The 26,173-nt window shown below is 46.3% G+C and carries 30 protein-coding genes; 28 read left to right on the forward strand and 2 right to left on the reverse strand.

The window, feature by feature from the left end; all coding sequences use genetic code 11:
- The first annotated feature begins 88 nt into the window (after nucleotides 1-88).
- From KOG47_RS03120 to KOG47_RS03170, 11 genes are all read left to right on the forward strand, one after another.
- Entirely contained in the window at nucleotides 89-1,246 is a 1,158-nt protein-coding gene (locus KOG47_RS03120) for a DEAD/DEAH box helicase family protein (protein ID WP_214690624.1), read from the forward strand.
- Nucleotides 1,243-1,911: a ComFC family protein gene (locus KOG47_RS03125; protein WP_215243753.1), complete on the forward strand. Its 669-nt coding sequence runs from the start codon at nucleotides 1,243-1,245 to the stop codon at nucleotides 1,909-1,911. Before KOG47_RS03120 ends, KOG47_RS03125 begins: the two co-directional genes overlap by 4 nt.
- A gap of 18 nt (nucleotides 1,912-1,929) precedes the next feature.
- On the forward strand, nucleotides 1,930-2,325 hold the full coding sequence (locus KOG47_RS03130; RefSeq protein WP_074036201.1) for a flagellar protein: 396 nt from the start codon (nucleotides 1,930-1,932) through the stop codon (nucleotides 2,323-2,325).
- A 23-nt stretch (nucleotides 2,326-2,348) separates the two neighbouring features.
- The gene (locus tag KOG47_RS03135; protein ID WP_074036202.1) at nucleotides 2,349-2,600 is read left to right on the forward strand and encodes a flagellar biosynthesis anti-sigma factor FlgM; all 252 of its coding nucleotides are present in this window, start codon (nucleotides 2,349-2,351) and stop codon (nucleotides 2,598-2,600) included.
- Nucleotides 2,601-2,713: 113 nt separating this feature from the next.
- The gene (gene flgN / locus KOG47_RS03140; RefSeq protein ID WP_074036203.1) at nucleotides 2,714-3,070 is read left to right on the forward strand and encodes a flagellar export chaperone FlgN; all 357 of its coding nucleotides are present in this window, start codon (nucleotides 2,714-2,716) and stop codon (nucleotides 3,068-3,070) included.
- Nucleotides 3,071-3,082: 12 nt separating this feature from the next.
- The gene (flgK, locus tag KOG47_RS03145) at nucleotides 3,083-4,573 is read left to right on the forward strand and encodes a flagellar hook-associated protein FlgK (protein WP_215243754.1); all 1,491 of its coding nucleotides are present in this window, start codon (nucleotides 3,083-3,085) and stop codon (nucleotides 4,571-4,573) included.
- A gap of 6 nt (nucleotides 4,574-4,579) precedes the next feature.
- Complete coding sequence (flgL, locus tag KOG47_RS03150; RefSeq protein ID WP_159562671.1) at nucleotides 4,580-5,512, forward strand: flagellar hook-associated protein FlgL; 933 nt, start codon at nucleotides 4,580-4,582, stop codon at nucleotides 5,510-5,512.
- Nucleotides 5,513-5,539: 27 nt separating this feature from the next.
- Nucleotides 5,540-6,094, forward strand: coding sequence for a DUF6470 family protein (locus tag KOG47_RS03155; protein ID WP_230872833.1), 555 nt, complete (start codon nucleotides 5,540-5,542; stop codon nucleotides 6,092-6,094).
- 15 nt (nucleotides 6,095-6,109) lie between these two features.
- Nucleotides 6,110-6,547, forward strand: coding sequence for a flagellar assembly protein FliW (gene fliW, locus KOG47_RS03160; protein ID WP_074036208.1), 438 nt, complete (start codon nucleotides 6,110-6,112; stop codon nucleotides 6,545-6,547).
- Nucleotides 6,547-6,774, forward strand: coding sequence for a carbon storage regulator CsrA (csrA, locus tag KOG47_RS03165; RefSeq protein WP_012726976.1), 228 nt, complete (start codon nucleotides 6,547-6,549; stop codon nucleotides 6,772-6,774). Before fliW ends, csrA begins: the two co-directional genes overlap by 1 nt.
- A 94-nt stretch (nucleotides 6,775-6,868) precedes the next feature.
- Entirely contained in the window at nucleotides 6,869-7,924 is a 1,056-nt protein-coding gene (locus KOG47_RS03170; RefSeq protein ID WP_260563861.1) for a GGDEF domain-containing protein, read from the forward strand.
- 55 nt (nucleotides 7,925-7,979) lie between these two features.
- Here KOG47_RS03170 and KOG47_RS03175 read toward each other — a convergent pair whose 3' ends face one another.
- Nucleotides 7,980-8,894 (reverse strand): YitT family protein, encoded by a 915-nt coding sequence (locus tag KOG47_RS03175; protein ID WP_084543049.1) that lies wholly within the window; start codon nucleotides 8,892-8,894, stop codon nucleotides 7,980-7,982.
- Between the two features lie 177 nt (nucleotides 8,895-9,071).
- Here KOG47_RS03175 and KOG47_RS03180 point away from each other — a divergent pair, with 177 nt between their 5' ends.
- From KOG47_RS03180 to KOG47_RS03190, 3 genes are all read left to right on the forward strand, one after another.
- The gene (locus tag KOG47_RS03180; protein ID WP_214690629.1) at nucleotides 9,072-9,932 is read left to right on the forward strand and encodes a YitT family protein; all 861 of its coding nucleotides are present in this window, start codon (nucleotides 9,072-9,074) and stop codon (nucleotides 9,930-9,932) included.
- 114 nt (nucleotides 9,933-10,046) lie between these two features.
- Nucleotides 10,047-10,334 carry a putative quinol monooxygenase gene (locus KOG47_RS03185; RefSeq protein ID WP_215243755.1) on the forward strand — a complete coding sequence of 96 codons (288 nt, stop codon included), beginning with the start codon at nucleotides 10,047-10,049 and terminating at the stop codon, nucleotides 10,332-10,334.
- A gap of 102 nt (nucleotides 10,335-10,436) precedes the next feature.
- Complete coding sequence (locus KOG47_RS03190) at nucleotides 10,437-11,372, forward strand: DMT family transporter (protein ID WP_214690631.1); 936 nt, start codon at nucleotides 10,437-10,439, stop codon at nucleotides 11,370-11,372.
- Between the two features lie 37 nt (nucleotides 11,373-11,409).
- On the opposite strand, the gene KOG47_RS03195 is transcribed toward KOG47_RS03190, so the two are convergent.
- Nucleotides 11,410-11,907 (reverse strand): hypothetical protein, encoded by a 498-nt coding sequence (locus tag KOG47_RS03195; RefSeq protein ID WP_214690632.1) that lies wholly within the window; start codon nucleotides 11,905-11,907, stop codon nucleotides 11,410-11,412.
- Between the two features lie 156 nt (nucleotides 11,908-12,063).
- Between KOG47_RS03195 and KOG47_RS03200 the strand changes: the two genes are divergently transcribed.
- The 14 genes from KOG47_RS03200 (at nucleotide 12,064) to fliD (ending at nucleotide 26,166) form a co-directional block, all read left to right on the forward strand.
- A complete protein-coding gene (locus KOG47_RS03200) occupies nucleotides 12,064-12,549 on the forward strand; it encodes a hypothetical protein (protein WP_196431017.1) in 486 nt (161 codons plus the stop codon).
- A gap of 60 nt (nucleotides 12,550-12,609) precedes the next feature.
- The gene (locus tag KOG47_RS03205) at nucleotides 12,610-12,801 is read left to right on the forward strand and encodes a hypothetical protein (protein ID WP_214690633.1); all 192 of its coding nucleotides are present in this window, start codon (nucleotides 12,610-12,612) and stop codon (nucleotides 12,799-12,801) included.
- 60 nt (nucleotides 12,802-12,861) lie between these two features.
- A complete protein-coding gene (locus KOG47_RS03210) occupies nucleotides 12,862-13,689 on the forward strand; it encodes a GNAT family N-acetyltransferase (protein ID WP_214690634.1) in 828 nt (275 codons plus the stop codon).
- Between the two features lie 27 nt (nucleotides 13,690-13,716).
- Nucleotides 13,717-14,028: a hypothetical protein gene (locus KOG47_RS03215; protein ID WP_215243756.1), complete on the forward strand. Its 312-nt coding sequence runs from the start codon at nucleotides 13,717-13,719 to the stop codon at nucleotides 14,026-14,028.
- 122 nt (nucleotides 14,029-14,150) lie between these two features.
- Complete coding sequence (locus KOG47_RS03220) at nucleotides 14,151-15,443, forward strand: methyl-accepting chemotaxis protein (protein ID WP_159562662.1); 1,293 nt, start codon at nucleotides 14,151-14,153, stop codon at nucleotides 15,441-15,443.
- A gap of 236 nt (nucleotides 15,444-15,679) precedes the next feature.
- Complete coding sequence (locus tag KOG47_RS03225) at nucleotides 15,680-16,504, forward strand: flagellin N-terminal helical domain-containing protein (RefSeq protein WP_159562661.1); 825 nt, start codon at nucleotides 15,680-15,682, stop codon at nucleotides 16,502-16,504.
- Between the two features lie 144 nt (nucleotides 16,505-16,648).
- A complete protein-coding gene (locus tag KOG47_RS03230) occupies nucleotides 16,649-18,550 on the forward strand; it encodes a motility associated factor glycosyltransferase family protein (protein ID WP_215243757.1) in 1,902 nt (633 codons plus the stop codon).
- Between the two features lie 59 nt (nucleotides 18,551-18,609).
- On the forward strand, nucleotides 18,610-19,575 hold the full coding sequence (gene pseB, locus KOG47_RS03235; protein WP_159562659.1) for a UDP-N-acetylglucosamine 4,6-dehydratase (inverting): 966 nt from the start codon (nucleotides 18,610-18,612) through the stop codon (nucleotides 19,573-19,575).
- A 41-nt stretch (nucleotides 19,576-19,616) separates the two neighbouring features.
- Nucleotides 19,617-20,789 (forward strand): UDP-4-amino-4,6-dideoxy-N-acetyl-beta-L-altrosamine transaminase, encoded by a 1,173-nt coding sequence (pseC, locus tag KOG47_RS03240; protein WP_159562658.1) that lies wholly within the window; start codon nucleotides 19,617-19,619, stop codon nucleotides 20,787-20,789.
- Between the two features lie 3 nt (nucleotides 20,790-20,792).
- The gene (locus KOG47_RS03245; protein WP_251131794.1) at nucleotides 20,793-21,536 is read left to right on the forward strand and encodes a cytidylyltransferase domain-containing protein; all 744 of its coding nucleotides are present in this window, start codon (nucleotides 20,793-20,795) and stop codon (nucleotides 21,534-21,536) included.
- 12 nt (nucleotides 21,537-21,548) lie between these two features.
- The gene (locus tag KOG47_RS03250) at nucleotides 21,549-22,982 is read left to right on the forward strand and encodes a bifunctional UDP-2,4-diacetamido-2,4,6-trideoxy-beta-L-altropyranose hydrolase/GNAT family N-acetyltransferase (protein ID WP_159562657.1); all 1,434 of its coding nucleotides are present in this window, start codon (nucleotides 21,549-21,551) and stop codon (nucleotides 22,980-22,982) included.
- Between the two features lie 12 nt (nucleotides 22,983-22,994).
- The gene (pseI, locus tag KOG47_RS03255; RefSeq protein WP_215243758.1) at nucleotides 22,995-24,011 is read left to right on the forward strand and encodes a pseudaminic acid synthase; all 1,017 of its coding nucleotides are present in this window, start codon (nucleotides 22,995-22,997) and stop codon (nucleotides 24,009-24,011) included.
- A gap of 133 nt (nucleotides 24,012-24,144) precedes the next feature.
- Nucleotides 24,145-24,501 carry a flagellar protein FlaG gene (locus KOG47_RS03260; protein ID WP_159562655.1) on the forward strand — a complete coding sequence of 119 codons (357 nt, stop codon included), beginning with the start codon at nucleotides 24,145-24,147 and terminating at the stop codon, nucleotides 24,499-24,501.
- Between the two features lie 15 nt (nucleotides 24,502-24,516).
- A complete protein-coding gene (fliD, locus tag KOG47_RS03265) occupies nucleotides 24,517-26,166 on the forward strand; it encodes a flagellar filament capping protein FliD (RefSeq protein WP_159562654.1) in 1,650 nt (549 codons plus the stop codon).
- Nucleotides 26,167-26,173 lie beyond the last annotated feature (7 nt).

Consider the following 26,173-nt stretch of genomic DNA (forward strand, 5'->3'; position numbering starts at 1 on the left):
TTGTGTAGTAGACCTATGTTGTTTTTGATAAGTTGAATCGTATTTACATAGGTATTTTGGTAGCGTGATGACAAAAAGGAGTCAGGTTATGGGAGAACTTATTGTCGCACCGAAAGGAAAACGAGCCATCCGCTTAGGCGTCTGCCAACGCTGTCTCAGCACGCACGTCCGGACGTTCACTTGTCATCATGGACGCTGTGCCTATTGCCGAAATTGTTTGTACCTCGGGCGTGTCTGCCGATGTGATTTTCTACAGGAACGGGACATCACAACTCCAACCGAGACGACCGAATTGACGATGCCATTCGAGCTCGTCCCAGACCAAAAGCGGGTCGCGAACCAACTGCTCACGTGGTGGGACGAACGGAGGACGGGACTTGTGCATGCGGTGTGTGGCGCTGGGAAGACCGAGATGACGTTTCCCGTGATTGAGCGTGTCGTCAATGAAGGGAAGCGAGTGTTGGTTGTCTCTCCGAGGAAAGATGTCGCCATCGAATGGGTCGAACGATTAGAACAGGCGTTCACAGTCCCTGTCACTAAACGATATGGAGGGGGAGAAAAAGACTCCATTGGGATGATCACGGTGGCGACCGCACCGTTACTCATGAATTTACGTGACGTGTTCGATTATGTGCTCGTCGATGAGTCCGATGCCTTCCCGTTTGCCTTTGATGTGGCACTTTGGAATACAATCCGTCGGGCCGGGAGAAATGTCTTCTTATTTATCACGGCGACCCCGACCGTTTGGCAACAATTGCTTCCGAAGGTTCATCTGTCGCGGCGCTATCACGGATTCGATTTGCCGGTCCCGACACTTGTCAAACAGTCCGACGAACGACTCCTAGACTTCTGTCGACGTCACGCCTTGAAACCCCGTCTCTTGTTTGTGCCGACGAAGCCTGATTTGGAGCGATATGAAAGTCGGTTACAAGAGGCAGGTATCACGTGTCAAACCGTTTCTGCTGACACGGAAGAACGGTTGGATACACTCCATTGGCTTCAAGAAACGAAAGGGATCGTCCTTGCGACCTCAATCTGGGAGCGAGGGATGACGGTTCGCGACGTGCAGGTCGCCGTGGTTGAAAGTGAACATCGTCTCTTCTCGACGCGGGGTCTCATTCAGATGGCGGGTCGGGCGGGGCGAAAACCGGACACACCGACAGGAGAGGTCTGTTTCTTTTACAAGGAGCGGACATTCCGACAAGATGTTGCCATCCAGAAGATCAGGGAGGCGAATCGGCGATGAAATGTCTTCTTTGTCATGAGTCGATGACCGTCCCGTGGACACCTGACACGTTATGGCGACGGGACTGGGTGTGTCCCTCTTGCGAGTCGAAACTGACGCCGCTCGGGACAGGTTGCCCACGCTGCGGTCAACCAAATGAGACCGGTGAGACGTGTCCGGACTGCATCCGCTGGCTCGCGCTCGGTCTCGACTTGACCGTCCGCTGCCTGTACGCGTACGATGATGCAGGAATTGACTGGCTACATCGATATAAATTCAGCGGGGATGTCGTCATTGCCTTATCGGTTGCCCCAGCGCTTCGGGCATTGCGTTCATCTGGCGTGACCTATGTTCCGATTCCGTTGAGTAAGGAGCGACTTCAGACACGTCGTTTCAATCAGGCCGAGGTGCTCGCGCGATATATCGGTCCGACGCGGCAGATTCTCGAAAAAACGGAGGTTTCAAGTCAACGTGAACTCGGGAAAGAAGGAAGACGACACCGAACGAACCCTTTCACTGTACCAACTTCAGTGAAATATGGGAAAATCATTCTTGTAGACGACGTCTATACGACGGGAACGACCCTTCATCAGGCGGCATTTTCGTTGCGACAGGCAGGTGCATCAGAAGTTTCTGCGATTTGCTTGTTTCGGGCGCTAAACAAATCAAAATCGCGTCCGATATAAAGGGCAGAGGTGAAACCAATGGATGCAGCAACTTGCCAAATGTGTGGGCGCTTGTTTATGAAACAGGGACGTTCACCGTACTGTCCATCATGTAATGAAGTCGATTATAAAAACTTCTTGAAAGTCCGCGATTTCATTCGTGAACCAGCCAACAAACAGACGACCATCGGAGCCCTCGTCGAAGCGACAGGTGTCTCTGAACTTGATATCACGCGATATATCCACGAAGGACGCTTGATCATCAAAGACAATCCGGCGCTTGCCATCAGCTGCGTCCGTTGTGGTCGGCCTACGAATGAAGGAAAAATCTGTTCGAACTGCCAGAGAGAAATGCAGAAGGAACTGTCCAGTCTACAGGAGATGCAGGAGGGCTTGGCGAAAAAGTCGAGTATCCGCGCTTATCGTTTGGATTAACATCATGAAGAGGGGGAAGACGCATGCGCATCGATTCAGCCAAGTGGGTACACTTACCAAACACTTATGAAAAGAAAACGCAAGTCGAGCCGAAGCCCGCGCAATCAAGCCAAACGGACCAATTGTCAATTTCGGCGGAAGCTCGCGCCCGGTTTGAAGAACCGGTGAAACATCCGGACCGTCTCGCTAAAATCGACGCTTTAAAAGCGGAGATTGATGCAGGCACATATTCACGGGACGCGCGCGAAATCGCTAAACGCTTTCTACAAGGATGAATGGAAGCGAGGTCCGTTTGAGGCCTTCGCACTGAATAACACGGCACGGAAGCTGACTAAATAAGGGGTACCCCTTTCTTTAGTCGGCTCTTTTTTTGAAAAAGGAGAGACTCATGCTCACATTACATAAACGGTTACTCGAATTGGCTTACGCAAAAGAACAGCAACTCATTCAAAATGACATGGTGGCATTTAGCACGCTCGTCAAAGAAGAAGCAAAACTCGTCCGACAAATTTCACAAAAAGAAGCGGAACGACTTCAAGGGACGTATGAATTGGACGATGAAGAGATAGAGGAATTGAGACCGGTCTTGTTCGAGTTAAAGCGACAGAACGAATTGAACGCGACGTTGCTCGAACAATCCCTTCGTTATATTACTTGGCACCTGGATATGCTCATGCCGGAAGCAGATGATTTTACATACGGACAACAAGCGTTCGAAACACGCTCGTTCAGCCGTGACGTTTAAGGAGGAAGTGGAATGGGTTCAACATTTATGGGATTAGAGACGGCACGCCGCAGTCTCTCGACACACCAATGGGCGCTTCAAGCGACCGGGAATAACGTGGCGAACGCCTCAAACCCTGGCTATTCGCGCCAACGACTCACACTCGGGATGACCGAACAGCTCTCGGTCAACTTCGGCGGGACGAAAGCCGGACAATTCGGGACAGGTGTACGCGGGGAGACGCTCGCCCGAATTCGCGATCTTATGATCGATCAACAGTATCGTGACGAGTCGGTGAAGAACGCCTTCTATGCGACGAAAGAAGCCGCGTTCGGTCGGATGGAAGACATCATCAATGAACCGTCTGAGAACGGACTCGCTAAATCGCTCGACTTGTTCTGGGCATCACTTCAAGACTTGTCGGTCAACCCGGACGATACGGGTGCGCGAAGCGTAGTTCGGCAACGAGCATTGACGTTGGCACAGACATTTAACTATATGTCTTCATCATTGACTAAAGTACAGGATGACTTAAAGACCGAAGCAGGGGTCGTCACGAAAAAAATCAATGATTTGTTGACGAAAATCAGTGACGTCAACCGTCAAATCGGTGATGCAGAGCCTCTTGGTGTTCTGCCAAATGAATTGTATGATGAGCGCGATCGCTACATGGATGAGTTGTCGCAATACATTGAGTTCGAACGTGTGCCGGTGGATTACACGAACGGCGAAACACGTGGGAACTCGCAACGTGTCGCAGAAGGACGAATCGATATTCGTGTAGTCGTCGGTGGTACAGAAGTAAAACTCGTAGACGGTCTTACGGGCGGAGTCGGGAAATTTGATGGGATGACTATGACCGATGCTGCAGGTACGAATACATCGATGGCGCATGCCGACATGCCTAACGGAAAATGGAAGGCTCTTGTTGAGATGTACGGAAGTGCAACTGGTCCAGAAGCAATCGACGGGGCATTCACCAACATGCTCAAAGACTTAGATGAGATGGCGAACGTCTTCGCATCAGCATTTAATGTAGCGCATGGAACAAACATGGACGCGGACGGGAATGCCGGTCGAACTGACTTTTTCGTTGGTACTACTAGCGCCGCTACCATTACTGTGAACCCTGATTTCATGAAGAACTTAGATTTAATTGCAGCATCTAAGGACGGGAACATCGGGGATGGAAGTGGTGCTCTCGAACTTGCGCAATTGAAAGAAAGTGCGCTTAACTTTGCGGGTTCGGTTACGACCTCAACCTCGATCGGCAAGTACTATCAAAATGTTATCGGAAACATGGCAGTCGAGGCTAGCCAAAACGCGAACTTGGCAAAGAGTACATTTGCTCTCTTAAGTAGTTCGGACCAACGTCGGTTATCGGTCAGCGCAGTCTCGCTCGATGAAGAAATGACGATGATGATTCAATATCAACACGCTTATAATGCAGCGGCTCGAAATATCACAGCTGTCGATGAAATGTTAGACAAAATCATTAACGGCATGGGTGTCGTAGGGAGGTAATGACTGATGCGTGTCACACAGACAATGCTCACACAGACGAACTTGAAGCATTTATCAAGTAGTTACAACACACTCGCTCGTGTCCAGGAACAACTCATCAGCGGGAAACGGATTCAAAAAGCATCGGAGGATCCAGTCGTTGCGATGCAGGGAATCCGTTACCGGACTGAGGTGCGAGAAGTCGACCAATTCCGACGTAACGTCAGCGAAGCGACAAGTTGGATGGATTTGACGGACTCGACATTGAACGAAGTCACGGAAGCTGTCAAGCGGATTCGTGAGTTGACGACACAAGCGGCGAACGATACGTATGAATCGTCGCAACGTGCCATCATCAAGAGCGAGGTCGATCAATTGATCGAACACATCGGTTCACTTGCGAACTCAAAAGCAGGTGAAAAGTATATTTATAATGGTACGAAGACAGATCAACCTCTCATCAATGTCGACCAGTTAAAAGCGTATTTAGCGAATCCGGCTGGTTCTGTCGATTCAATTTATGAGAGTGGAACGGCACCTGCAACAAGTGGGGAGATCGAATTTGAAGTGTCAAAAGGAATTACTGTACAAGTGAACATGCAACCGGAAACGGTTTTTGGTAAGGAGTTATTTGAAGGGCTTCATAAATTAACTACACTTCTTAATGATCCAACGACTGCCGGGGCAGATTTGTCTGCAGAACTTGATACGCTCGACACACTCGGTCAAAACTTGATCACGGAACGGGCGGAGCTCGGTGCCCGAGCAAACCGTTTGGAGCTCGTCGACAATCGTCTTCAAGATCATGAGATTATCGCCAAGACCATCATGTCTGATAATGAAGACATCGATGTAGAAAAAGTCATTATGGAGCTGAAGTCACATGAAACTGTACACCGTGCAGCGTTATCTGCAGGTGCCCGCATCATTCAGCCGACGCTCCTCGACTTCTTACGGTAATTGATGATGAATCTCGCGAGACTTGAGATGCGGCAGACACAGGCCGCAATCCAGATGACATCCAATCGACCGGTACTCGAGATGCGTCAAGGACGGGCCGACCTGTCCATCCAACAAGGGAGAGCCGAGATGACGCAACAGACGACACAAGGGAAGCTTGAGGTTGATTCATCAGTAGCGAGAAGTGAGAGCAATCTGAAGGGTGTGCTCGAACTCGGTAAACATTTCGGGCGGATTGGGGAACAAGGTGCCCGAGAAGCGATGGCGAATATCGCTCGAGACGGCGACCGCATGATGCGAATCGAGAACGGGAATCCAATCCCTTCGATAGCGGCTGAGAAAGTGAATGACCCATATCCGATTGTTGACATGGGCTACATGCCAAAATCAATCGATCGTGTCAAGTTGACGTATACGCCGGCGGATGTGAAAATCGAGTGGAATATCACACCACCCCAAATTGATGTATCGCTCACTCCGACCGACATCTCGTTCACGCCGTGGACGACGGACATTTCGCTCCGTCAACAGGCGTCACTCGAGATGTGGCCGGTCGGTGGGATGTATGATGAAACGCGTTGAAAGTGAGGACAATCCATGTTCATTGAAACAGACTACTTTGGCAAGATTGAAATAAACGAAGCGGAGACGATCACCTTCGTCAGTGAGATTCCGGGATTCCCGGAATCAAAGACGTTCGTGTTGATTCCGTATGGGGAAGATTTGCCGTTCTGGTCGCTTCAGTCGATTGAGGAACAGGCATGCGCGTTCGTCGTGACGAATCCGTTTTGGCATAAGTCGGACTATGCGTTTGAATTGTCGGATGGCGCGAAAGACCAACTTGGAATCGAGGAGGCGGAACACGTATCGGTCTATTCTATTGTGACGCTTCGTGAACCTTTTGATTCATCGACGCTCAACTTGAAAGCACCGATCGTCATCGAGACGAAGGAACGTCGCGGGAAACAAGTCATCCTAGACGATGCGTATCCAGCTCGTTATCCACTCGGTGGCACGAAAGCGGAGGTGCGCTGATGCTCGTATTGAAACGAAAACAAGGTGAGGCCATCCATATCGGCGACGATGTGACGCTCACGGTACTCGCCATCGAAGGCGACCAAGTGAAGCTCGGGATTGATGCCCCGCGTCATATCGATATTCATCGTCATGAGGTGTACATTCAGATGCAGGAAGAGAACGAGTCGGCACGAAACAGTGCTAACTTGATGAAGCAGATGATTCAAAAGCAGTCGGAAGCGTGAGCTTTCGACTTTTTTCATGAATCCGGTAATTGATGGATGACAGCGCTCGATGGGTTGGGATAGGATGGAAACGTGAAAGGAAGGAGGGGAATCGGTGGAAACAGGTATTAATAGTTTTTTTATCAACATCAGTCTGATCTTTTTATTCATGTCGCTCACACTCTATGTGATGCGGACAGTTTTACCGATTCAGCCGACTTCCCCGTTGTTCGTACGCTTTTGGTTTGGAGTCTCTAACGGATTGACGGCAATTCTCTTAACCATCAACTCCATCGAATTAGGGGATGCACGAATCGACCTTCGTCTCATCCCGATTGCCTTATCCGCAACGTTCGCTGGACCGTTCGGAGCTATCGTCACGCTCGGTCTGATCTTCATCGGACGCACGACGCTGCACGGAATGAGTGCTCCGTTCGTAGACTCGTTACTACTGTTATTTGTCTTCTTTTTATTTTCTCTTGTCATGACACGCTTACCGATTCGTCGAGGGAGAGGGTATGCCATCTACATCGGGTTAGGTGCGCTCCTCGTCTTGATTCAAGTGAGCGGCAGTGTGAATGAGACGGTCTTTATAAATGTATTTGTTCCTTATTTTCTCATGTTATCTTTTGGGGCCTGGCTCTGCTATTGGGCCGCAAAGAAGCTCGAGACGCATCTATGGATGTTTCTCCTACATACGCACCGGGCGACCATTGATGAGTTGACGGGACTTCCAAACCGTTATCGGACGCTCGAACAGATGAACGATTTGGAAATGTCCGGGAAACCGTGGACGTTACTCGTTATCGACGTCGATCATTTTAAACAGTTGAACGATACATATGGGCACTTAGCAGGAGACGCAGCACTTCGTCATATCGGACAAACGTTGGAGCGGAGCTGTCCGCCGTCTGGATTTGTCGGACGATACGGTGGCGAAGAATTTTTGCTCGTCATTGAAGGTAGTGAAGGTATGGTGAAGGTGGCAGAAAACATCGTGCAAATGGTACAGCGAACACCATTCGAATTTCAGGGTGAAACTATTCCGATGACTATTTCAATCGGTGCAGCGATTGCAGGGCATGAACCGAGCATGGTCGTGTTCGAAAGAGCAGATGAAGCATTGTATGAAGCGAAGCAAAATGGACGAAATCAGGTCAAGTTTGCGTAAAAATCCCCTATAACCGTTGGCGATGATGGTCCAGCGGTTATAGGGGATTTCACGTTTAGTGAATGTTTTTCTTCTTTAATTGTCCGCCGCGGACGTCGTGAATGTTGCCAATGGCGAGGAACGCTTTTTCATCATAGTCATCGAGAATGTCTTTTAATTTCGTTTCTTCTAATCGACTGATGACTGTGAAGACGACTTTCTTCCCGTCACCTGTGTAGGCGCCTTCTCCATGAAGATACGTCACACCTCGACCGAGCCGGTCCATGATGGCTTGCCCGATATCGTCTGGTGCGGACGTGATGATCCAGGCCGCTTTCGACTGGTCAATTCCTTCTAGGACAACATCGATCGTCTTGAATGCGATGAAATAGGTGAGGAGCGAATACATGGCCCGGTCCCAACTGAAGACGAATCCGGCCGTCCCGAGGATAAAGATATTGAAAAACATGACAATCTCTCCGACGGAGAATGGTAATCGGTTCGTGAAGGAAACGGCAAGAATTTCCGTTCCATCGAGTGATCCTCCCGCCCGGATGACGAGCCCGATTCCGGCACCGAGTAAAAAACCGCCGAAGACGGTCGACAAGAGGAGGTCGTCTGTGAAAGGCTTGATGTCGTGAAGGACGATGGTGAAGGCTGACATGAGAAGGATGGCCGTCAACGTGACGACGGCGAACGTCTTTCCGATTTGCCGATACCCGAAGTAGATGAACGGTAAGTTGAAGAGGACGAGCCAAATCGCGAGCTTCGTTTCCGTCAAGTACGACACGATAATCGAGACGCCGACGATACCACCGTCGATGATTTGATTCGGTACGAGGAACGCCTCCAAGCCGACTGCAAAGACGAGGGAGCCGAGCAGCAAAAGGACGACTTTTACAAACAGTTCAGAAGCCTTGATCGGATTATGTTCCCGCCTTAAGCGCTGCACTTCCTCCGGTGTCGGGGAAGGCATAGGTGTACGCTGCATACATGGTGCCCCCTTTCCATTTTCTTAAGTATAACAAATGATACGAACCGACAATCATTTATGACAGAGAATCTGACATGAATATTCAGAATTGATGGAGGATTCTTGATAAATTATCTTAGTATTATTTTATGTTAGGCTAAGAAGGTTGTTGAACAATGGATGGAGGTCTATAGGATGAAACGAGAAAACAAAACGTGGTTGATGGCGTTTCAAATGATGATGAACATCATCGGGGGACTCATCGCGGCGTATGGATTGGAATCGGTCCTCATTCCGAATAACGTTTCGGACGGGGGCGTCACTGGGATTAGTATTGTCGGGTCACAACTGACGGGACTGCCGCTCGGTATTTTCATCGGGGTGTTAAATATTCCGTTTGTCTATCTGGGTTATAAACAAATCGGGAAGAGCTTCGCCATCCTTTCAGTCACCGGGATTGCATCTTTGTCTGTTGGTACGGTCATTATGCACCATGTTCCGACTATCATCGAAGGGGATGCGCTCCTCATCACGGTGGTCGGTGGGATCATCCTCGGGTTCGGGATGGGGATTTCGCTTCGCAACGGGGGAGCGCTTGACGGCATCGACATGTTGGCTGTCCTGTTATCCCGTAAATTGCCGTTCGGTACGAGTGATTTGATTTTATTTTTAAATACGTTCGTCTTTATCGTCGTCTCGACGGTGTTCGGTCTTCAAGGAGCGGTCTTGTCCGCCATCGCCTACTTCATCGCCTCGAAAGTGATTCATATCGTCGAAGAGGGATTGAGCGGGGCGAAGACGTTCAAAATCATCACGAGTGAACCGCAGGAGATGGTCGAGACGATTCGGGACCGTCTCGGACGGAGCGCCACGTTGAATCAAATCCAAGGAGCATATTCCAAAGAAAGTTATTACGAAATCACGTGTGTCATCAACCGGCTCGAAGAACGAAAAATCAAAGACATCATCGATGATGTCGACTCGAAAGCGTTCGTCGTCGTGTATGAGGTGACAGAGGTCAAAGGCGGGAACTTCCAAAAACGCGATATTCATTAACGGATGGCCAAGGGTCGTCCGTTTTTTTAACCTCTACACGTGTGAACCGACCAAGCAGGAAATCGCATATGGTAAGTGGAAGAAGTCGATGCAAGAGAAAGGGGAGGATTGGAAATGTACGCACTGATTGGAAAGCTTGTCACGAAAGCGGGGCAACGCGATAGACTCGTAGCAATTTTGTCGGAAGCGGCGCGGGAGATGGAGGCGACATCGGATTGTGAATCGTATCGGGTCCACGTGTCGCTCGATGAGGCGGATACCGTATTCGTCTATGAAGTATGGCGAAATGAGGAGGCGCATGCGGCGTCGTTGTCGCTTGTTGGAGTGAGGGCGTATATCGATCAGGCGAAACCAATCCTCGAGCGGATGGAGCGGATTGCCGCACTCGAACGCCGGACATGACCAAGAAGGAATAAAGAGACGGATGGCCAAGGGTCGTCCGTTTTTTGCAGGAGAAATGGCGAGATGTCGAGAACATGACAGGATTCGGAAAGGAGGGAACGTATGCGTCCACTCATACTCGGTGTCTTCGCCGCCTTGTTTTTTGCGAGCACGTTCGTGTTGAACGAAGTGATGCAAGTCGGAGGTGGCAGCTTTGCCTATAGTGCCTCGCTCCGCTTTTTGTGGATGATTCCGTTACTGCTAGTTGTGGTCGCGTTTCGTGGTGGACTCAAGCGAGTCCTCTCAGCATTGAAAGAACGTCCTCGTCCATGGATTCTTTGGGGGACGGTCGGGTTCGGATTGTTTTACGTTCCGATTTGTCTCGCGGCCGAGGTCGCACCCCCGTGGTTGATTGCGGGTACGTGGCAAGTGACGATTGTCGCCGGGGCACTGTTGTCCCCACTCTTCAAGAAGGCAGACGGAACACGGGAGCGAATCCCATGGCGCGGACTTCGCTTCTCGGTCTTGATTCTCATTGGGGTCGTAATGATGCAAGTGGAGTTTTTCGAGTCGTTCGAACCTCGGTTCATTTGGCTTGGGGTCGTGCCGGTCATCATCGCCGCATTTGCCTACCCGCTCGGAAACCGGAAGATGATGCAGCACACGGACCTCGACGTGTTCGAGCGAATCCTCGGAATGTGTCTCGGGTCACTCCCGGTCTGGCTCCTGTTGTTCGGTTACGGGTTGACGACGGGGCGTCCCTCATCGAGTCAGCTCGGGCAGACATTCCTCGTCGCCCTGTTATCCGGGGTTGTCGCGACCGTGCTATTCTTCATGGCGACCGATCTCGTCAAACATGACATGGGAAGACTGGCGTCCGTCGAAGCGACGCAAGCGCTCGAAGTCCTGTTCGCGCTCATCGGGGAACTGGTCTTCCTGCATGCCGTCATGCCATCGCCAATCGCTTTGTCCGGGATCGCGCTCGTCATGGTCGGGGTCGTCTTCCACAGTCGGAGTCAGTTTATGGAGCTCCCGACCGTCGTTCGACAAGAGGCATAAAAAAATCCCCTCAGTCTTTTGAGCGAGGGGATGGTCATTAACTTGTTGTCAAACTGCCTTTGACTTTGTCATAGAAATCATCCATCATACCGGTACGACTACCGAGTTGGCAGATCAGTTCGAGCGTTTCTTTATAGAACTTCTTGACGAGTCCTTTGTTTTTGACGCCGTCCATTAATGCGAGCGTCTGGTCGAGATTCTCTAAAATCTCTTTGATTTGCGCGTCTGAGTCCGGTTTGACGACTGTCATGTTCTCAGGAATGCTGACGACTTTTTCTTGACCTTGATGACGGAACGATGCACCGAAGCCAAGGTTCTCGATGAAGAGGTGCGGCATCACTTTTTGACCGAAGAAATGCTTGTGCCAGTCCGTTGCTTTCATCGTGTCCATGTCCTGTTTGAACGTAGATGCCGTGGAGACATATTGTTTAAACAAATCCGTCATGAATTTCTCGATGACCGGGATTTGAAGGGCGAAGACGTTTTTCAAGAGCGCGTCGAGCTGAGCGCGTGTCAAAGTAGTTTCGTTAGACATGTCAGTTCCTCTTTTCTATAGTACGTTACTACCATCGTATGGGATTGACGGACACTCGTCAATGTAAGGGGAAACATTTTTTCAGAATATTTAATGAAAAGTCGTCAACTTGTGGGATAATCAAGTGAAGACATTAACAAGTGAGGAGTGGTTCTTGTGAACAAATCGATGAAGTGGGCGCTCGCGCTCGGTGTGACAGGTGCATTGGTGGCGACAGTTGGTGTCGTCTCGTCCCGGGGACGGACAGAGGATACGACGCAGACGATTCGTGACCGTGAGCTCGGTTATGAGATTATCTTGCCGTCGAAGATTGTCGAGGCGATCGAGCGAGGTGATGTCTATATCGAGAAGGCGCAGGACGTCGTCGACATCGGGGACACGAAGAGCTACGGTACGTTCGATTTATACTATAACGTTGAGGACGGGGACGACCAACTCTTGTTCCACCTGGACTTGATCGACCGCGAATTGACTCAAGAAGCGTTCGCGACAGAAATCGGCTACGGCAACTACCTCGGGACGAACGACAAGACGTTCTTCTGGGTCGAACCGACAGAGGCCGTCCCAGGTGCGGAGGCGCATACGGACGAGATTGCCGAGTTGATCGAGACACTACCTGAGTTAGAGTTCCGGACGTTGTAATATGATGAGACTGTAGACGGCTGAATCGTTTGCAGTCTTTTTCAGAGAGGTGGGGGACGTGTGCGAAAGACATTACCAAGCCGAAGACGAGATTATTCGGAGGGATTGATTGTAATCCTTTTGTTTATCGTCGCGATGTATATATTTGATTTACCGAAACAAGAAAGCTTGATCACCTTGGCTGTTGTCATCGTCATCTCAGTCATGATGCGAGAATTGACTTATCTTTTTCAGAATGAAAGAAATCATTGAATGTCTGCTCGCTACGGCGGGCTTTTTCCTTTGTGCTACAATACAAATGAGGTGATATGAATGAATTGGACAGTAGAAGAAGTAAGACAGGCAGATGACGTCAAAGCGTTAGAACAGGCGGTCAACGCGAACGACAAGATCGACGTAAAGGTTGGGCATGAGTCGGTCGGGCAGAACGACTATGCGGTATATGACGGGGAGACGCTCGTTGGTTATCTCATGCTTTTCCCGTATCTTCCGAACGAGTATGAAGTGAATGCGCTCGTTCATCCTGAATACCGGAAACAAGGTGTCTTCACGGCACTACTCGAAACGGCAAAACAAGACGCGAAGTTGAACGGTTGCGAAGCATTCACGTTCGTCATCGACCGAAACTCGGCATCCGGGAAAGCGGTGCTCGAGCATCTTCAGGCGGCGTATCAGTTCTCGGAATACAATCTCGTCTTGAAAAAAGCGGAACTCTTCTTGAAGCCGGACGAAGTATCGCTACGTGAGGCGGCGTCAGAGGATCGTCCGCTCATCATCGCGACGCTCAGCGAGGCGTTCGGAGATCCGGTCGATGTGACGGAAAACATCTATCAACAAATCGATACGCCAGACCGCGTGACGTATATCGGTGAAGTGGACGGCAAACCGATCGGTGTGATTCGCGCCCTTCTCACTGGGGATGATGCGGCAAGCATCCATGCGTTCGGGGTCAAAGCAGGCGAACAAGGCAAAGGCTACGGTACGAAAATGTTGAAACAGATGGTCCAACAACTGTTCCGCATGGGCCGGACGAAAGTCGAGCTCGATGTCGAGACGGAAAACAAGGCGGCGCTCGAGATTTATAAACGTGCCGGTTTTGCGGAGAATGGTGGCTATGAGTTTTATATGATTGAAGTGTGAGGTGAACCACATGGTGAAAAATCTGAAATGGCTCGGCGCGGCGCGGCGTTTGAAGCCTTCCTCGGGATTCCGCTTCTTGGCGGTCTCTTCATCATCGGAATGGGCTATTCGCCCCTCGGTTTCATGTTCGTCTACCACGTGATCGTGTTGATTCTTTCGTTCAGTCGATTGAGTCGCTTCTCTTACGGTGCGGCGGTCGGAATTGCGGCCTCGGTGCTCGGCTTCATTCCATTTGTCGGGATGATGCTACACTGGGCGGCTGCCATCGCGCTCGCAATTGATGCGGCGACGACACCACGCCGTGTGATCCATGTTGAACGTGACGATGAAGCATTTTGATGAAACGTACTCCTTGACGGAGTACGTTTTTTCATTGACCAAACGTTCAACTGAAAACGCTATACATTCATTGGAAATTGGACGATATAGTAAGTGATGAACACAATGAGGAGGAACAAACAGTGAAAGTATTTAAAAACTTTACGACGCAATTGCTCGCGTGGATTTTGGTCACGTCCTTTATCACGGGCGGAGCGGTCGGCTACATCACCCTATTACTCTTGACAGAACTCGAGATGGAACAAGGTCAAGTCATGCTCGTCGGTACGGTCGTGGCATTACTCATCTCATCACTCGGCGGAATCGTCATTTACTTGATTGCCCGTCGTCCACTGAAAGCGGTCGAGATGGCTTCTGAAAAAGCTGTCGAAGTCGGGAATGGTGATTTGACGGTGCACTTCGCCGACGAGAAGACGACAGATCGTTCAGAGATGGGACGTTTGCTCTTGTCGATGGACAACATGGTCGAACACCTTCGGGAACAAGGCACGAACATGCGTTACACGGCTGACCAATTGACGGGTTCGGCACAGGAAATTGCAGCTTCAGTTCAAGAAGGGAACGTTGCAGGAGAAAGTATCCGTTCTGCGATGGATTCTCTCAACAAGATGTTAGAAGATAACGTCAGTGCGACATATAACTCGATGGACTTGCTCGGAGCGGTCGCGCGTACGATGGAGAGCATCCGCCAAGAGATGTCATCGGCGCTTGATTCGGCAAGCGAGATGCAACAGGAAGCAGAGAGCGGGAAAGGTCTTGCCTCGTCTTCAGTTCATGCGATGCATGCGATTGCCGGGAAAGTCGAACAGTCATCGACGCTCAACAGCCAGTTGACAGAAATGACAGGCGAAATCTCACGGATCACGGATGTCATCAGTGACATCTCAGCACAGACAAACTTGCTTGCCTTGAACGCATCGATTGAAGCGGCACGTGCCGGAGAGCATGGGCGTGGATTCGCTGTCGTTGCGGCAGAAGTGAAAAAGCTCGCGGAACAAACAGCGAACTCGACTCAAGAAATCACGGATCTCATCGTAGACGTGAAGCGTCTCGTTGGGGATACATCGTCTTCAATGGCGAACGTCAAAGCAGAAGTGGAGACAGGTGTCGGTTTAGTTGAAAAAGCAGGTGGTGCGTTCGCATCGATTCACAATTCCGCAAATGAAGTATACAGTCATGTCCATTCGGTCGATTCACTCCTTGATGAGTCACGTGGTCAGATCGATTCGGTTGTGACAAACTCGGCGGGCATCGTTGGCATGGTCGAAGAAGCATCGCGTTATGCGAATGAAGTGACATCAGCGGCGAGCCAGCAAGCGGCTAGTCTTGGTGAGGTGAACGGGGCGATGTCAGAGCTCGTTCGCGTCGCAGAGAGTTTGCAGAATGAGACGGAACAGATGAAAGTAGAAGTGTAAGAAGGTTGAAAACGTCCCAATGATGGGGCGTTTTTCATTACATAAATATAAAATTTGAAGAAATCATAAAAAAAGTTGTAAAAAGACTAAACTGCCGAGCCTTCACTCCGATATAGAGTATGGAAACGATAAAACGTTCCAACAAATGTAAGGTGAGGGGCCGGCCTAAACCTTACATGCTCGGACAAACGGATTTGGAAGAGCGGAAAAACTCAAACCTATGGAGGGAAATTACAATGATTATCAACCACAACCTTAACGCAATGAACGCACACCGCAACATGGCGTTCAACACAACTAACTCTGGGAAGGCAATGGAGAAACTTTCTTCAGGTCTTCGCATCAACCGTGCTGGCGATGACGCTGCTGGTCTTGCAATCTCTGAAAAAATGCGTGGACAAATTCGCGGTCTTGATCAAGCGTCACGTAACGCACAAGACGGAATCTCACTCATCCAAACAGCTGAAGGTGCATTGAACGAAACACACTCTATCCTTCAACGTATGCGTGAACTCGCTGTTCAATCGTCAAACGATACGAACACAACAACTGACCGTCAAGAGCTTCAAAAAGAAGTTGATGAGCTCGTTAGTGAAATCACACGTATCGCTGAAAACACAGAGTTCAACACGAAAACATTGATGGATGGCGGTTTCTCAGCTGTGGGATCTGGTCTCAAATTCCACATCGGTGCAAACTCAGGTCAAAACATTGAGTTGACAATCGGAAACATGACTTCTACTGGTCTTTCTGTTGATACAATCGATATCGAATCACAAACAGGTGCAAACAGCGCTATCTCAGTAATCAACACTGCGATTGAAACTGTATCTTCTGAGCGTGCGAAACTCGGGGCAACACAAAACCGTCTTGAGCACACAATCAACAACTTGAACGTTGGAGCTGAAAACCTTCAAGCTGCTGAATCACGTGTACGTGACGTAGATATGGCGAAAGAAATGATGAACTTCACGAAAAACAACATCTTGAACCAAGCTGCACAAGCAATGCTTGCTCAAGCGAACCAACAGCCACAAGCTGTACTTCAGTTGTTACGTTAAGATTCATTTAAAACCATATAAAAAGGGAAACGGACATAAAGTCTGTTTCCCTTTTTTTAAATAAATTTGTCAGTCTATCGATATTCATATATTGAAATTGTATACTATATACAGATGAACTTTTAAAACATAAAGGAGTGCCTTATGTCACAACTGCAAAACATCGTAAAAGAGCTTCGGGACATCTCAAATCAAGTTGTCCTCTTAGTTGAAAACGAAAAGTGGGATGTCCTCGACGAGATTGTGGGAATCATTCGACTATTTGGCGAAAATATTCATTCTAATGGAATTCGGACAGTAGAACATGTAGCGGAGCTCCAAGCCATCAAGAAAGAGAATTTACAACTGTATGTCAATGTTGTCTATGATAATTTGCAATTATTAATTACAGAATATGAAGCATTAATAGAAGTAGAACATCAGAATCAAATCGTCCTCCCGTTCCGCTATCATGAGAACGAGATGGCTCTTATAAAGCAGAACGATAGTAGCCACTATTTTGTGAGTGAAACGCTTTTAGAGTTTGAGCGGTTGCAAGCCGAGATTGCTGATGACACGGAAGCTATTATCCTTTTAGGGTATGGAAGTGGGCTGTTTCATGCTGAATTGATAAAACAATATCATGTCTTGACGATTGATCCCCTCAACTTACCGTCAAATATTAAAAGTGATTCAGTCTTGTCTTTTCTTGATTCGCAAGACGATTATAAAACGTTATTGCAATCAAAGTTTCAATCGTTTATTGGTTTGAAAACGGAAGTTATTAAACATCCTCTTTATGAGGATACAAAAACGTTACTTGAATTATTGAAATTGGTTCGAAATTATTTGAGCGAAAGTCGAATTGATTTAACGACACGTAAAGTGTACACGGAGAGCTGGTATCAAGAATCGTTTCAAAATGCGAGCTACCTAAACCGGCATTCAGATCGTCTTTTTAACATCGATTGTCTCAAACATAAATATAAAGGAAGCCATGCGCTGATGATTGCAGGGGGTCCTTCACTAGAAGATGCGATCCCTTATCTTAAAAAGGCTCAGTGCGCTTACTATATCATTGCGATTGGTCAGACAGTTAAAGTTTTACTGGAGAATGAAATCCGACCGGACTTTGTCATATCGATTGACGCTGGTGAAGCTAACGCTCATTTCTTCAACGATATTGAAATTGATGTCCCACTTGTCTATTCGTTACAAGTGAATCATCAGATTCCACAACGAGCAAAGGGGTTACTTGTACCTTATGCTGATGCCAAGGTTACACAAGATTTGCTACCCTATACAAAAACAGTTTTCAGTACGTACCCTACGGTGGCGTTAGCAGCGGTTGCATTTGCGAACTATTTGGACTTTGATTCAATTGGGTTGATCGGACAAGATTTAGCATTGCGAGAAGGTGAATATTATAGTGCTTCGGTCAAACAAGCTTCTTCAAACGATGGTCAGTTCACTAAAACGTTATATGACGTACCATTGAATAATGGTGAGATGGGGAAAACCACACCAATCTTATTTGGTTTTTTAACTAGTTACCAAGCATTAATCAAGTCACAGCTCGGATTAAAAGAAAAACTAGTCAACTACGCGGAGAAAGGTGCTCGAATTGAGGGAGTTTCGTATCAATCCCTTGAAAGGCTCCACACCACACCGATTCAAAAACAGAAACTTGAACAAGTCAAAGAATCAGAATTGAATGTCCCGATTGAGCATGTACAACAATTACTTGATAGTGTGAGCGAACGATTGCAAATGCTTGAAAAACGATTGGGTCGCGCTATGAATCAAAAAGCGGTCACCATCGATGAGTTTGAAAAAATGCTACGGGATTGGGATGCGATGATTGAAGCGCCATCTTTCCGAACACATATCATGCCGCTTCAACTCGTCAATTTATTAATCATTCAAAATAAAATTAAATTCCATAATCGATACAATCGAACGAGTGCATTACGTCTTTCGATTTTGTCGCGAATGTTTGAGTCGATTCAAGAACTACAAACTCAACTTCACACGATAAAACAAGCGTATGCAGAAACTATTAAGTAACAAGTAGCGCCAATAATATATTTATTAGACATTGTGCATGAGAGAGGAAGTATATAAGCATGTTTACAAATCAGACAATTTTAGTCACGGGTGGTACAGGATCTTTTGGGAAGAAATTCATCTCCACCGTATTAAAACAAAACGTAAAAAAGGTCATCGTATTTAGTCGTGATGAGTTAAAACAATATGAAATGGCGCAAGAATTTACAGATCCCCGTGTCCGTTTTTTTATTGGGGATGTTCGTGATAAAGAACGCCTTTATCGTGCGTTTGATGGAGTAGATATTGTCATCCATGCTGCGGCGCTCAAGCATGTCGGAGCTTGCGAGTATAATCCATTCGAGGCCGTGAAAACAAATATTCATGGTGCTCAAAATATTATTGAAGCGGCTATTGATCGTGGTGTCAAAAAAGTTATCGCACTAAGTACGGATAAGGCTGCAAGTCCGATTAACTTGTATGGTGCAACTAAATTAGCATCAGATAAATTGTTTGTCGCTGGTAACTCATATGCCGGGGATAAAGACACACGATTTGCTGTCGTCCGATACGGTAATGTCGTCGGAAGCCGAGGCAGCGTTGTACCATTCTTCAAGAAGTTGAAGCAAGACGGAGCAACGGTCATTCCAGTGACCGATGATCGGATGACTCGCTTTTGGATCACATTAGACCAAGGTGTCCAGTTTGTTATCGATAGTTTGACACGTATGAACGGTGGAGAGATTTTTATTCCGAAAATCCCAAGTATGTCGATTCTTGATTTGGCTGAGGCGATTGCTCCTGAGTGCGACATCAAAATTGTGGGGATTCGTCCAGGTGAAAAATTACATGAGGCAATGATTACGGAAGATGATGCGAGACACACGTTAGAGTACGACGATTATTTTGTCATTCAACCTGAGTTCCCTTGGTGGAGTGCAGAGTATTCAAATGGTGGAAAGTCGTTACCAGAAGGGTTTACATACGTCAGTAATGTAAACAATCAGTGGTTATCGGTCGATGAATTAAGAGAGTTAGTGAAATAAGGAAGACGGCATAATCATTTTTTGATGAGAGGGAGTTTAGTTTGATTGATCAACCTGTAAGAAACACGTTTCTGCCTTATGGCAGACAATGGATCGATGAAGAAGATATTCAAGCTGTGGTCGATACGTTACGAGGTGACTTTTTAACAACTGGTCCTGCTGTTGATGAGTTTGAACAAGCAATCGCTCAGTATGTTGGAGCTCGCTATGCTGTCTCTTTTTCTAATGGGACGGCCGCCCTACACGGTGCCTGTTTTGCAGCAGGAATTGGTGAAGGGGATGAAGTCATTACCACTCCGATGACATTTGCAGCTAGTGCGAATTGTGTTCTTTATCAAAAAGGAACACCTGTGTTTGCTGACATTGATCCAACGACGTATAACTTAGACCCGAATGCGATTGAACAAGCCATCACTCCACGCACAAAAGCCATCATCCCTGTCCACTTTACAGGTCAACCTGCAGCGATGCGGGAGATTCATCGAATTGCCGAACAACATGACTTAGTCGTCATTGAAGATGCGGCTCATGCGTTAGGTGCCACCTATCAAGGGAAACGAATCGGTGCGTTAAGTGATATGACGATGTTTAGTTTTCATCCTGTTAAACATATTACTTCGGGTGAAGGTGGCATCATCACGACAAATGATGAAGTGTACTATCGTAAACTATTACAATTTCGGACCCATGGAATTACAAAAAGTGCTGAACAGTTAGTTGATCACCATGGTCCTTGGTACTACGAAATGCAGTTTTTGGGTTTCAATTATCGAATGACAGATATTCAAGCTGTCCTTGGAACAAGCCAATTGAAGAAGATTGAACGATTTATTGAGTTACGAAAACACTATGTTTCTTTATATAATGAGGCATTTCGCGAGTTATCTGAAATTACGATACCGCATCAAGATGAAAGTGGAGAGTCAAGCTGGCACTTATATATCATTCGCTTAAATCAAAACCGGTTAAACGGTTCACGGAAAGAACTGTTTGAGGCCTTATTAAATGAAAACATTGGAGTCAACGTCCACTATATTCCTGTTCATTGGATGCCATATTATCAAGAGCTAGGGTATGAAAAAGGGATTTGTCCACACGCAGAAACGCTATACGAAGATATCATTACACTCCCTCTATTTCCTGCGATGACTGAGGAAGATGTGTACGATGTGATCGATGCAGTGAAAAAAGTGTTAAAACGATATGGGAAGTGAAAAATGGCTATGAAAACGGTGGCGATTATTCAAGCACGGATGGGCTCAACGAGGCTTCCTGGGAAAGTATTGATGAAACTGCAAGGTCGCACGGTGCTTGACCATGTGATTGCTCGAGTAAAACAAGCGAAATTAATTGATGAAATCATCGTTGCAACGACAACGTTGAGTGAAGACGATGTATTGTCGGAGGAAGCAAAGCGATATGGTGTTCGTGTGTATCGAGGAAGTTCAGATAACGTACTGAGTCGATACTATGAGGCAGCTATGGAAGCCGAAGCTGAAGTGGTGATTCGAATCACTTCAGATTGTCCTTTGATAGACCCTTTCATTATCGATCATGTGATTCAACAATACCGCGACACAACAAACCATCTTGTGACAAATGTAGGGACCAAGCCAAGTGAGCGAACGTTTCCAAGAGGTCTAGATGTAGAAGTATTTTCATTTGAATCCCTCTTCGATGCTTATCATCATGCAACAAAAGATTATGAGCAGGAACATGTCACCCCGTTAATCTATGAACAGCATCAACATAATGTATCTTGTTACGACAATGAAACAAACTATTCTCAGCATCGGTGGACGTTGGATACACCTGAAGACTTGAAATTGATTTCTGAAATTTATAGTCGTCTTTATAAGGGAGAGCATGACTTTTATTTAGAAGACATTATTCGGCTATTTAAGGAAGAACCTCAATTAATTGAGATTAATAAGCATATTGAACAAAAAGTAATAAGATAAGAGGGACACATTATGAAAGTCATGATTTTTACGGAAGGTGGAATAAAAACGGGGTTTGGACATCTGACAAGGTGTATTGCTTTATATGATGAAGTGAAACGGAGAGGAATAGAAGTTGAGTTAATTGTTCAAAGTGATGTAGATTTGAGAAACTTGGTTGGGGACCGTCATTGTACAATCATCAATTGGTATACCATCGATTATTTGTATAGAGTCGTTCAACCTGATTTTTATTGTATCGTTGATTCATACATCGCTACGAGAGATTTATATCAAGTAATCGCTCAACGTTCAAAATCAGCTATCTTTTTAGATGATACAAATCGTATTCATTATCCTGATGGGATTGTAGTCCATCCTTCTCTAAGTACAAATGATGTACCTTCCGGAAGTTTAGCTGGACCAAAATATATCATTTTACGAGACGCGTTTCGAGAAGAGGTACGTCCTTTTATCCGGCAGGATGTAACCAATGTTTTGATTACTGTAGGTGGTACGTTACAACCTTCACTTATCCAATCCATTGTCCATCTCATTTGTTTTAATCATCCAGAAATTACTTTTCATATTTTAATTGGAGATAAGCATGACCCTATTCTTGAACGAGAACTATTGTCCGTGTCTAATATTATTCTGCATCGATATGTACCCAGCCATGAAATGAAACGATTGATGAGTTGTTCAGATTTAGTGATTACCGCTGCTGGACAAACCATCTATGAATTGATTATCTCGGGAGTACCATTTGTTCCAATAAAAATCGCTGAAAACCAAGAGCGAAACATGCTTGCGTTACGCAGTAGAAAATTAATTTCTTCAAATGTGACCTGGGGATCTTCAACGTTTGGTCAAGATTTACAGACTGAATTCAAAAATATGCTTCATATGCATACTCGAACTGAACAAACGATGAATTACGAGGGGTTGTTGGATGGAGACGGTCCTCTACGAATCGTGAATTCTTTACTTCGTAGTCAGGATTTCAATTTCTTTCTAAGAAAAGCAACGATTCAGGATTCTCAACAGATATTTGAGCTTTCAAATCAGGAATACGTTCGTAAATATTCAATTAATCAAAAACCGATATTATGGGAGACTCATAAAAATTGGTACCAACAAGTTTTGTCGTCGAAAAAACATCTTTTTTTTATTGTGACGAATCATTCGAATCAAGTGCTAGGTCAAATTCGATATGAACGAATAACTAATTATGCCGTTATTAGTATCAGCTTATCGGAAATGTTGATAGGGAAAAAAGTCAGTCAACCACTGATTCAGCAAAGCCTTATGATGATTCAACAAGAGTGGAAAGATATTCGTGAAATAACGGCCTATATTTCAAATGAAAATATTGCGTCCAAGAAGACGTTCGAAAGAGTAGGTTTTGAGATGAATGCACACGAAGAAGATAATAAACTACTCAAATACATATATATAATGGAATAAGGGTGACTCTTCATGAATCTTTCAAAACAAGTATTTATCATCGCGGAACTATCTGCTAACCATGGCAGTAGTATTGAAATCGCGAAACAGACAATGAAAGCAGCGAAAGAAGCAGGTGCTGATGCAATTAAAATTCAAACATATACACCTGACACGATTACAATCGATAGTCGTAAAGAGTACTTTCAACTAACACAAGGTACAATCTGGGATGGTCGCACACTTTATGACTTGTACCAAGAGGCCTATACACCGTGGGAGTGGCATAAAGAGTTGATGGACTATGCAAAAGAGTTGGATATCGTTTGTTTTTCAAGTCCTTTCGACCCTACTGCTGTGGATCTATTAGAAAGCTTACAGGTACCTGCGTACAAAATCGCTTCATTTGAAATCACTGATCTGCCACTCATTGAATATGTTGCCTCCAAGAACAAACCAATCATCATCTCAACTGGAATTGCAACGCTTCAAGAAATTGAAGATGCAGTATCCGTTTGTCGTAAAGTTGGAAACGAGCAAATCATATTATTGAAATGTACGTCAGCCTATCCAGCAAAAATTGAGGATGCGAATCTCGTAACGATGCAAAATATGAAAGAGACTTTCGGTGTCGAAGTCGGATTGTCGGATCACACGCTTGGAATCACTGCACCGATTGTGTCCGTTGCATTGGGAGCGAAGGTGATTGAAAAACATTTTATTTTAGATAAATCAATTGGTGGCCCAGACGCTAGTTTTTCTTTAGAGCCTCATGAGTTTAAAGCGATGGTCGATGCTGTTCGAGAAGCGGAACAAGCACTAGGGCGCGTCGACTATCAATTAAACGAGAAAAAAGTGAAGAATCGTGAGTTCGCACGTTCTTTATTTGTTGTGAAAGATATTCAAGCTGGGGAAGTCTTCACGACTGAACATGTCAGGTCAATTCGTCCGGGACATGGATTGGCTCCGAAACATATCGATTCCATTCTTGGTAAAGTGGCAAGAAAAGATATCGAGCGTGGAACACCAATGAGTTGGGATTTGATTTAGTAAATAAGATGATTGTCGAGGCGGCGGTTACGTCGCCTCTTTATTATGTGTGAGAAAGAAGAAGAAACTTAAGGAAAAAGTATTTTGACCGATATAAGAAATGAGACCATAACATGTGAGGGAGTAGAAGACTATGAATCCGACCATTTCTGAAGTCAGACTTCACTTGCCTTCTTCTGTATTACCGTATGAGCAAACTAAAAATGTGTTCGTTGAGGCCAATCAAACTCAACTCGCCGATGAAGGTATTGTTATTCTTCCGACGCCTCAACACATTACAAAGTTAGAGGCAGCGGTCGAGAAGGCGAATCAAGTCCTTGAAAAGCAACGTACCGGCTTGAAATTTATGAAGCACGAAAAACTGAATGATTATTATATTCAAATCGTCGATGCGAACAATGAAGTAATCCGTGAAATCCCAAGTAAAAAATCAATGGATTTCTTTGCGGCGTTTATGGAGTTTAATCATTTATTCGACGAACGGATATAAAAAAGGAGTGGGCATATGACATCACCAATTCGATTTGGCGGATTAGCCAGTGGGATCGATACCGATAGTATCATTAAACAAATGATGCAAGCAGAACGAATTCCAGTAGATCGTTTAGAACAGAAAAAACAATTGACCGAATGGCGGCGTGACTCTTATCGTGAGGTCAACCGTTCACTGTTAGCATTACGAAACAGCGCGGTCGATATGATGTTCAGCCGAAACTATTACGCAAAAACGGCTTCATCCTCTGATGAATCGCGTGTATCTGTCGTTGCAGGTCCATCAAGTGGAAACGCTTCGCTTACTATCAATTCAGCGACGTTGGCTACCTCGGCTTCTCATGTAGCGGTGGCAAATGGTGGAGGCATCACAAATGACACGGCAGTTTCGACACTCGGGTTAGAGGTTGGTATTCGGAAACAAACGTTAACTGCGGGAACAACTGAACTCGTAGTGAAACCGCTACCGAATAATCCGCCAACTTTTACGGATAAAGATGGTAATGCGATTTCGTTAGCACATACGTACGATGCGGCAACTGGGAAGATTACGTTCGATAGTGGAGTGACAATCCCTGAAGGTGCACAAGTCGTGTATGAAGCTGGCTATCAAGTTCGTTTCCGTAATGAAGACGGTGGAGCTTTACAGACAGTATATGTTGATGAGAATGCTAAGTTTAAAGATCTCGTTACCGCGTTGAATGGCACGAAGACGGGAATTAGTGCGTTCTTTGATCAAACTTCAGGGCAGATTTCATTAACACGTAAAGACACGGGCGTGAAATCGATTATCGAATTTGAAGGCACTGCAGCTAAAGCACTATTTGGTTTAAATGGATCCGTAGCCGGGACGAATGCATCTGTGGATGTGAACGGCATTACGTTGACCCAAAGTTCAAACACCTTTACGATTGATAATATGACCATCACATTGAAGTCCTCATTCAATGATGGCACTAAAGTAAACTTGTCCTCTGCGACAGACACTCAAAAAATCTTTGACGGAATTAAAGGGTTCGTTGATAAATACAATGAGACCATCGACCTCATGAACAAAAAGACACGAGAAGAACGATTCCGTTCGTTTTCACCGTTGACTCAAGCTCAACGTGATGAGTTATCTGAAGACGAAATCAAGAAGTGGGAAGAAAAAGCGATGAGCGGTATGCTCCGCGGTGATACGATTTTGCGCGGAACCATGGACAATCTTCGGAGCAAGTGGTCGGGTGCTACAGCTGCATCGAATGACGTCGAGATGTCACGATTGTTCCAGATCGGTCTTTCGACTGGAGCGGATTTCACCAATGGTGGTAAAATCGAACTCAATGAAGAGAAGCTGAAAGCGGCTATCGAAAAAGATCCGGAGCAAGTATATCAGTTGTTTACAGATGCTGAAACTGGATTATTGCCACAAATCCGAGATGCTGCCAAAGATTCGCGCGATACGATTACACGAATCGCAGGAGCGGACGGTTCTGGCTCACAAACCCATTCGATGGGGAAAGAAATGACCGATATTGATTCGCGTATCAAGCGGTTAAATGATTTACTCATCGATAAAGAAAACGCCTATTACCGTCGTTTCACAGCGATGGAAACAGCGATGAACCAAGCGAATGCTCAAGCGGCATCGCTGTCACAGTTTTTAGGCGGAGGCATGTAAGAGGAGG

The organism is Exiguobacterium sp. s121 (assembly GCF_018617245.1).
In the GTDB taxonomy this organism is placed as follows: domain Bacteria; phylum Bacillota; class Bacilli; order Exiguobacteriales; family Exiguobacteriaceae; genus Exiguobacterium; species Exiguobacterium profundum.

Coding starts and splice junctions, on each gene's coding strand:
- KOG47_RS03120 (WP_214690624.1), top strand. CDS start 89: ATGGGAGAACTTATTGTCGCACCGAAAGGAAAACGAGCCATCCGCTTA.
- KOG47_RS03125 (WP_215243753.1), top strand. CDS start 1,243: ATGAAATGTCTTCTTTGTCATGAGTCGATGACCGTCCCGTGGACACCT.
- KOG47_RS03130 (WP_074036201.1), top strand. CDS start 1,930: ATGGATGCAGCAACTTGCCAAATGTGTGGGCGCTTGTTTATGAAACAG.
- KOG47_RS03135 (WP_074036202.1), top strand. CDS start 2,349: ATGCGCATCGATTCAGCCAAGTGGGTACACTTACCAAACACTTATGAA.
- flgN (WP_074036203.1), top strand. CDS start 2,714: ATGCTCACATTACATAAACGGTTACTCGAATTGGCTTACGCAAAAGAA.
- flgK (WP_215243754.1), top strand. CDS start 3,083: ATGGGTTCAACATTTATGGGATTAGAGACGGCACGCCGCAGTCTCTCG.
- flgL (WP_159562671.1), top strand. CDS start 4,580: ATGCGTGTCACACAGACAATGCTCACACAGACGAACTTGAAGCATTTA.
- KOG47_RS03155 (WP_230872833.1), top strand. CDS start 5,540: ATGCGGCAGACACAGGCCGCAATCCAGATGACATCCAATCGACCGGTA.
- fliW (WP_074036208.1), top strand. CDS start 6,110: ATGTTCATTGAAACAGACTACTTTGGCAAGATTGAAATAAACGAAGCG.
- csrA (WP_012726976.1), top strand. CDS start 6,547: ATGCTCGTATTGAAACGAAAACAAGGTGAGGCCATCCATATCGGCGAC.
- KOG47_RS03175 (WP_084543049.1), bottom strand. CDS start 8,894: ATGCAGCGTACACCTATGCCTTCCCCGACACCGGAGGAAGTGCAGCGC.
- KOG47_RS03180 (WP_214690629.1), top strand. CDS start 9,072: ATGAAACGAGAAAACAAAACGTGGTTGATGGCGTTTCAAATGATGATG.
- KOG47_RS03185 (WP_215243755.1), top strand. CDS start 10,047: ATGTACGCACTGATTGGAAAGCTTGTCACGAAAGCGGGGCAACGCGAT.
- KOG47_RS03190 (WP_214690631.1), top strand. CDS start 10,437: ATGCGTCCACTCATACTCGGTGTCTTCGCCGCCTTGTTTTTTGCGAGC.
- KOG47_RS03195 (WP_214690632.1), bottom strand. CDS start 11,907: ATGTCTAACGAAACTACTTTGACACGCGCTCAGCTCGACGCGCTCTTG.
- KOG47_RS03210 (WP_214690634.1), top strand. CDS start 12,862: ATGAATTGGACAGTAGAAGAAGTAAGACAGGCAGATGACGTCAAAGCG.
- KOG47_RS03215 (WP_215243756.1), top strand. CDS start 13,717: ATGGCTCGGCGCGGCGCGGCGTTTGAAGCCTTCCTCGGGATTCCGCTT.
- KOG47_RS03225 (WP_159562661.1), top strand. CDS start 15,680: ATGATTATCAACCACAACCTTAACGCAATGAACGCACACCGCAACATG.
- KOG47_RS03230 (WP_215243757.1), top strand. CDS start 16,649: ATGTCACAACTGCAAAACATCGTAAAAGAGCTTCGGGACATCTCAAAT.
- pseB (WP_159562659.1), top strand. CDS start 18,610: ATGTTTACAAATCAGACAATTTTAGTCACGGGTGGTACAGGATCTTTT.
- KOG47_RS03245 (WP_251131794.1), top strand. CDS start 20,793: ATGGCTATGAAAACGGTGGCGATTATTCAAGCACGGATGGGCTCAACG.
- KOG47_RS03250 (WP_159562657.1), top strand. CDS start 21,549: ATGAAAGTCATGATTTTTACGGAAGGTGGAATAAAAACGGGGTTTGGA.
- pseI (WP_215243758.1), top strand. CDS start 22,995: ATGAATCTTTCAAAACAAGTATTTATCATCGCGGAACTATCTGCTAAC.
- KOG47_RS03260 (WP_159562655.1), top strand. CDS start 24,145: ATGAATCCGACCATTTCTGAAGTCAGACTTCACTTGCCTTCTTCTGTA.
- fliD (WP_159562654.1), top strand. CDS start 24,517: ATGACATCACCAATTCGATTTGGCGGATTAGCCAGTGGGATCGATACC.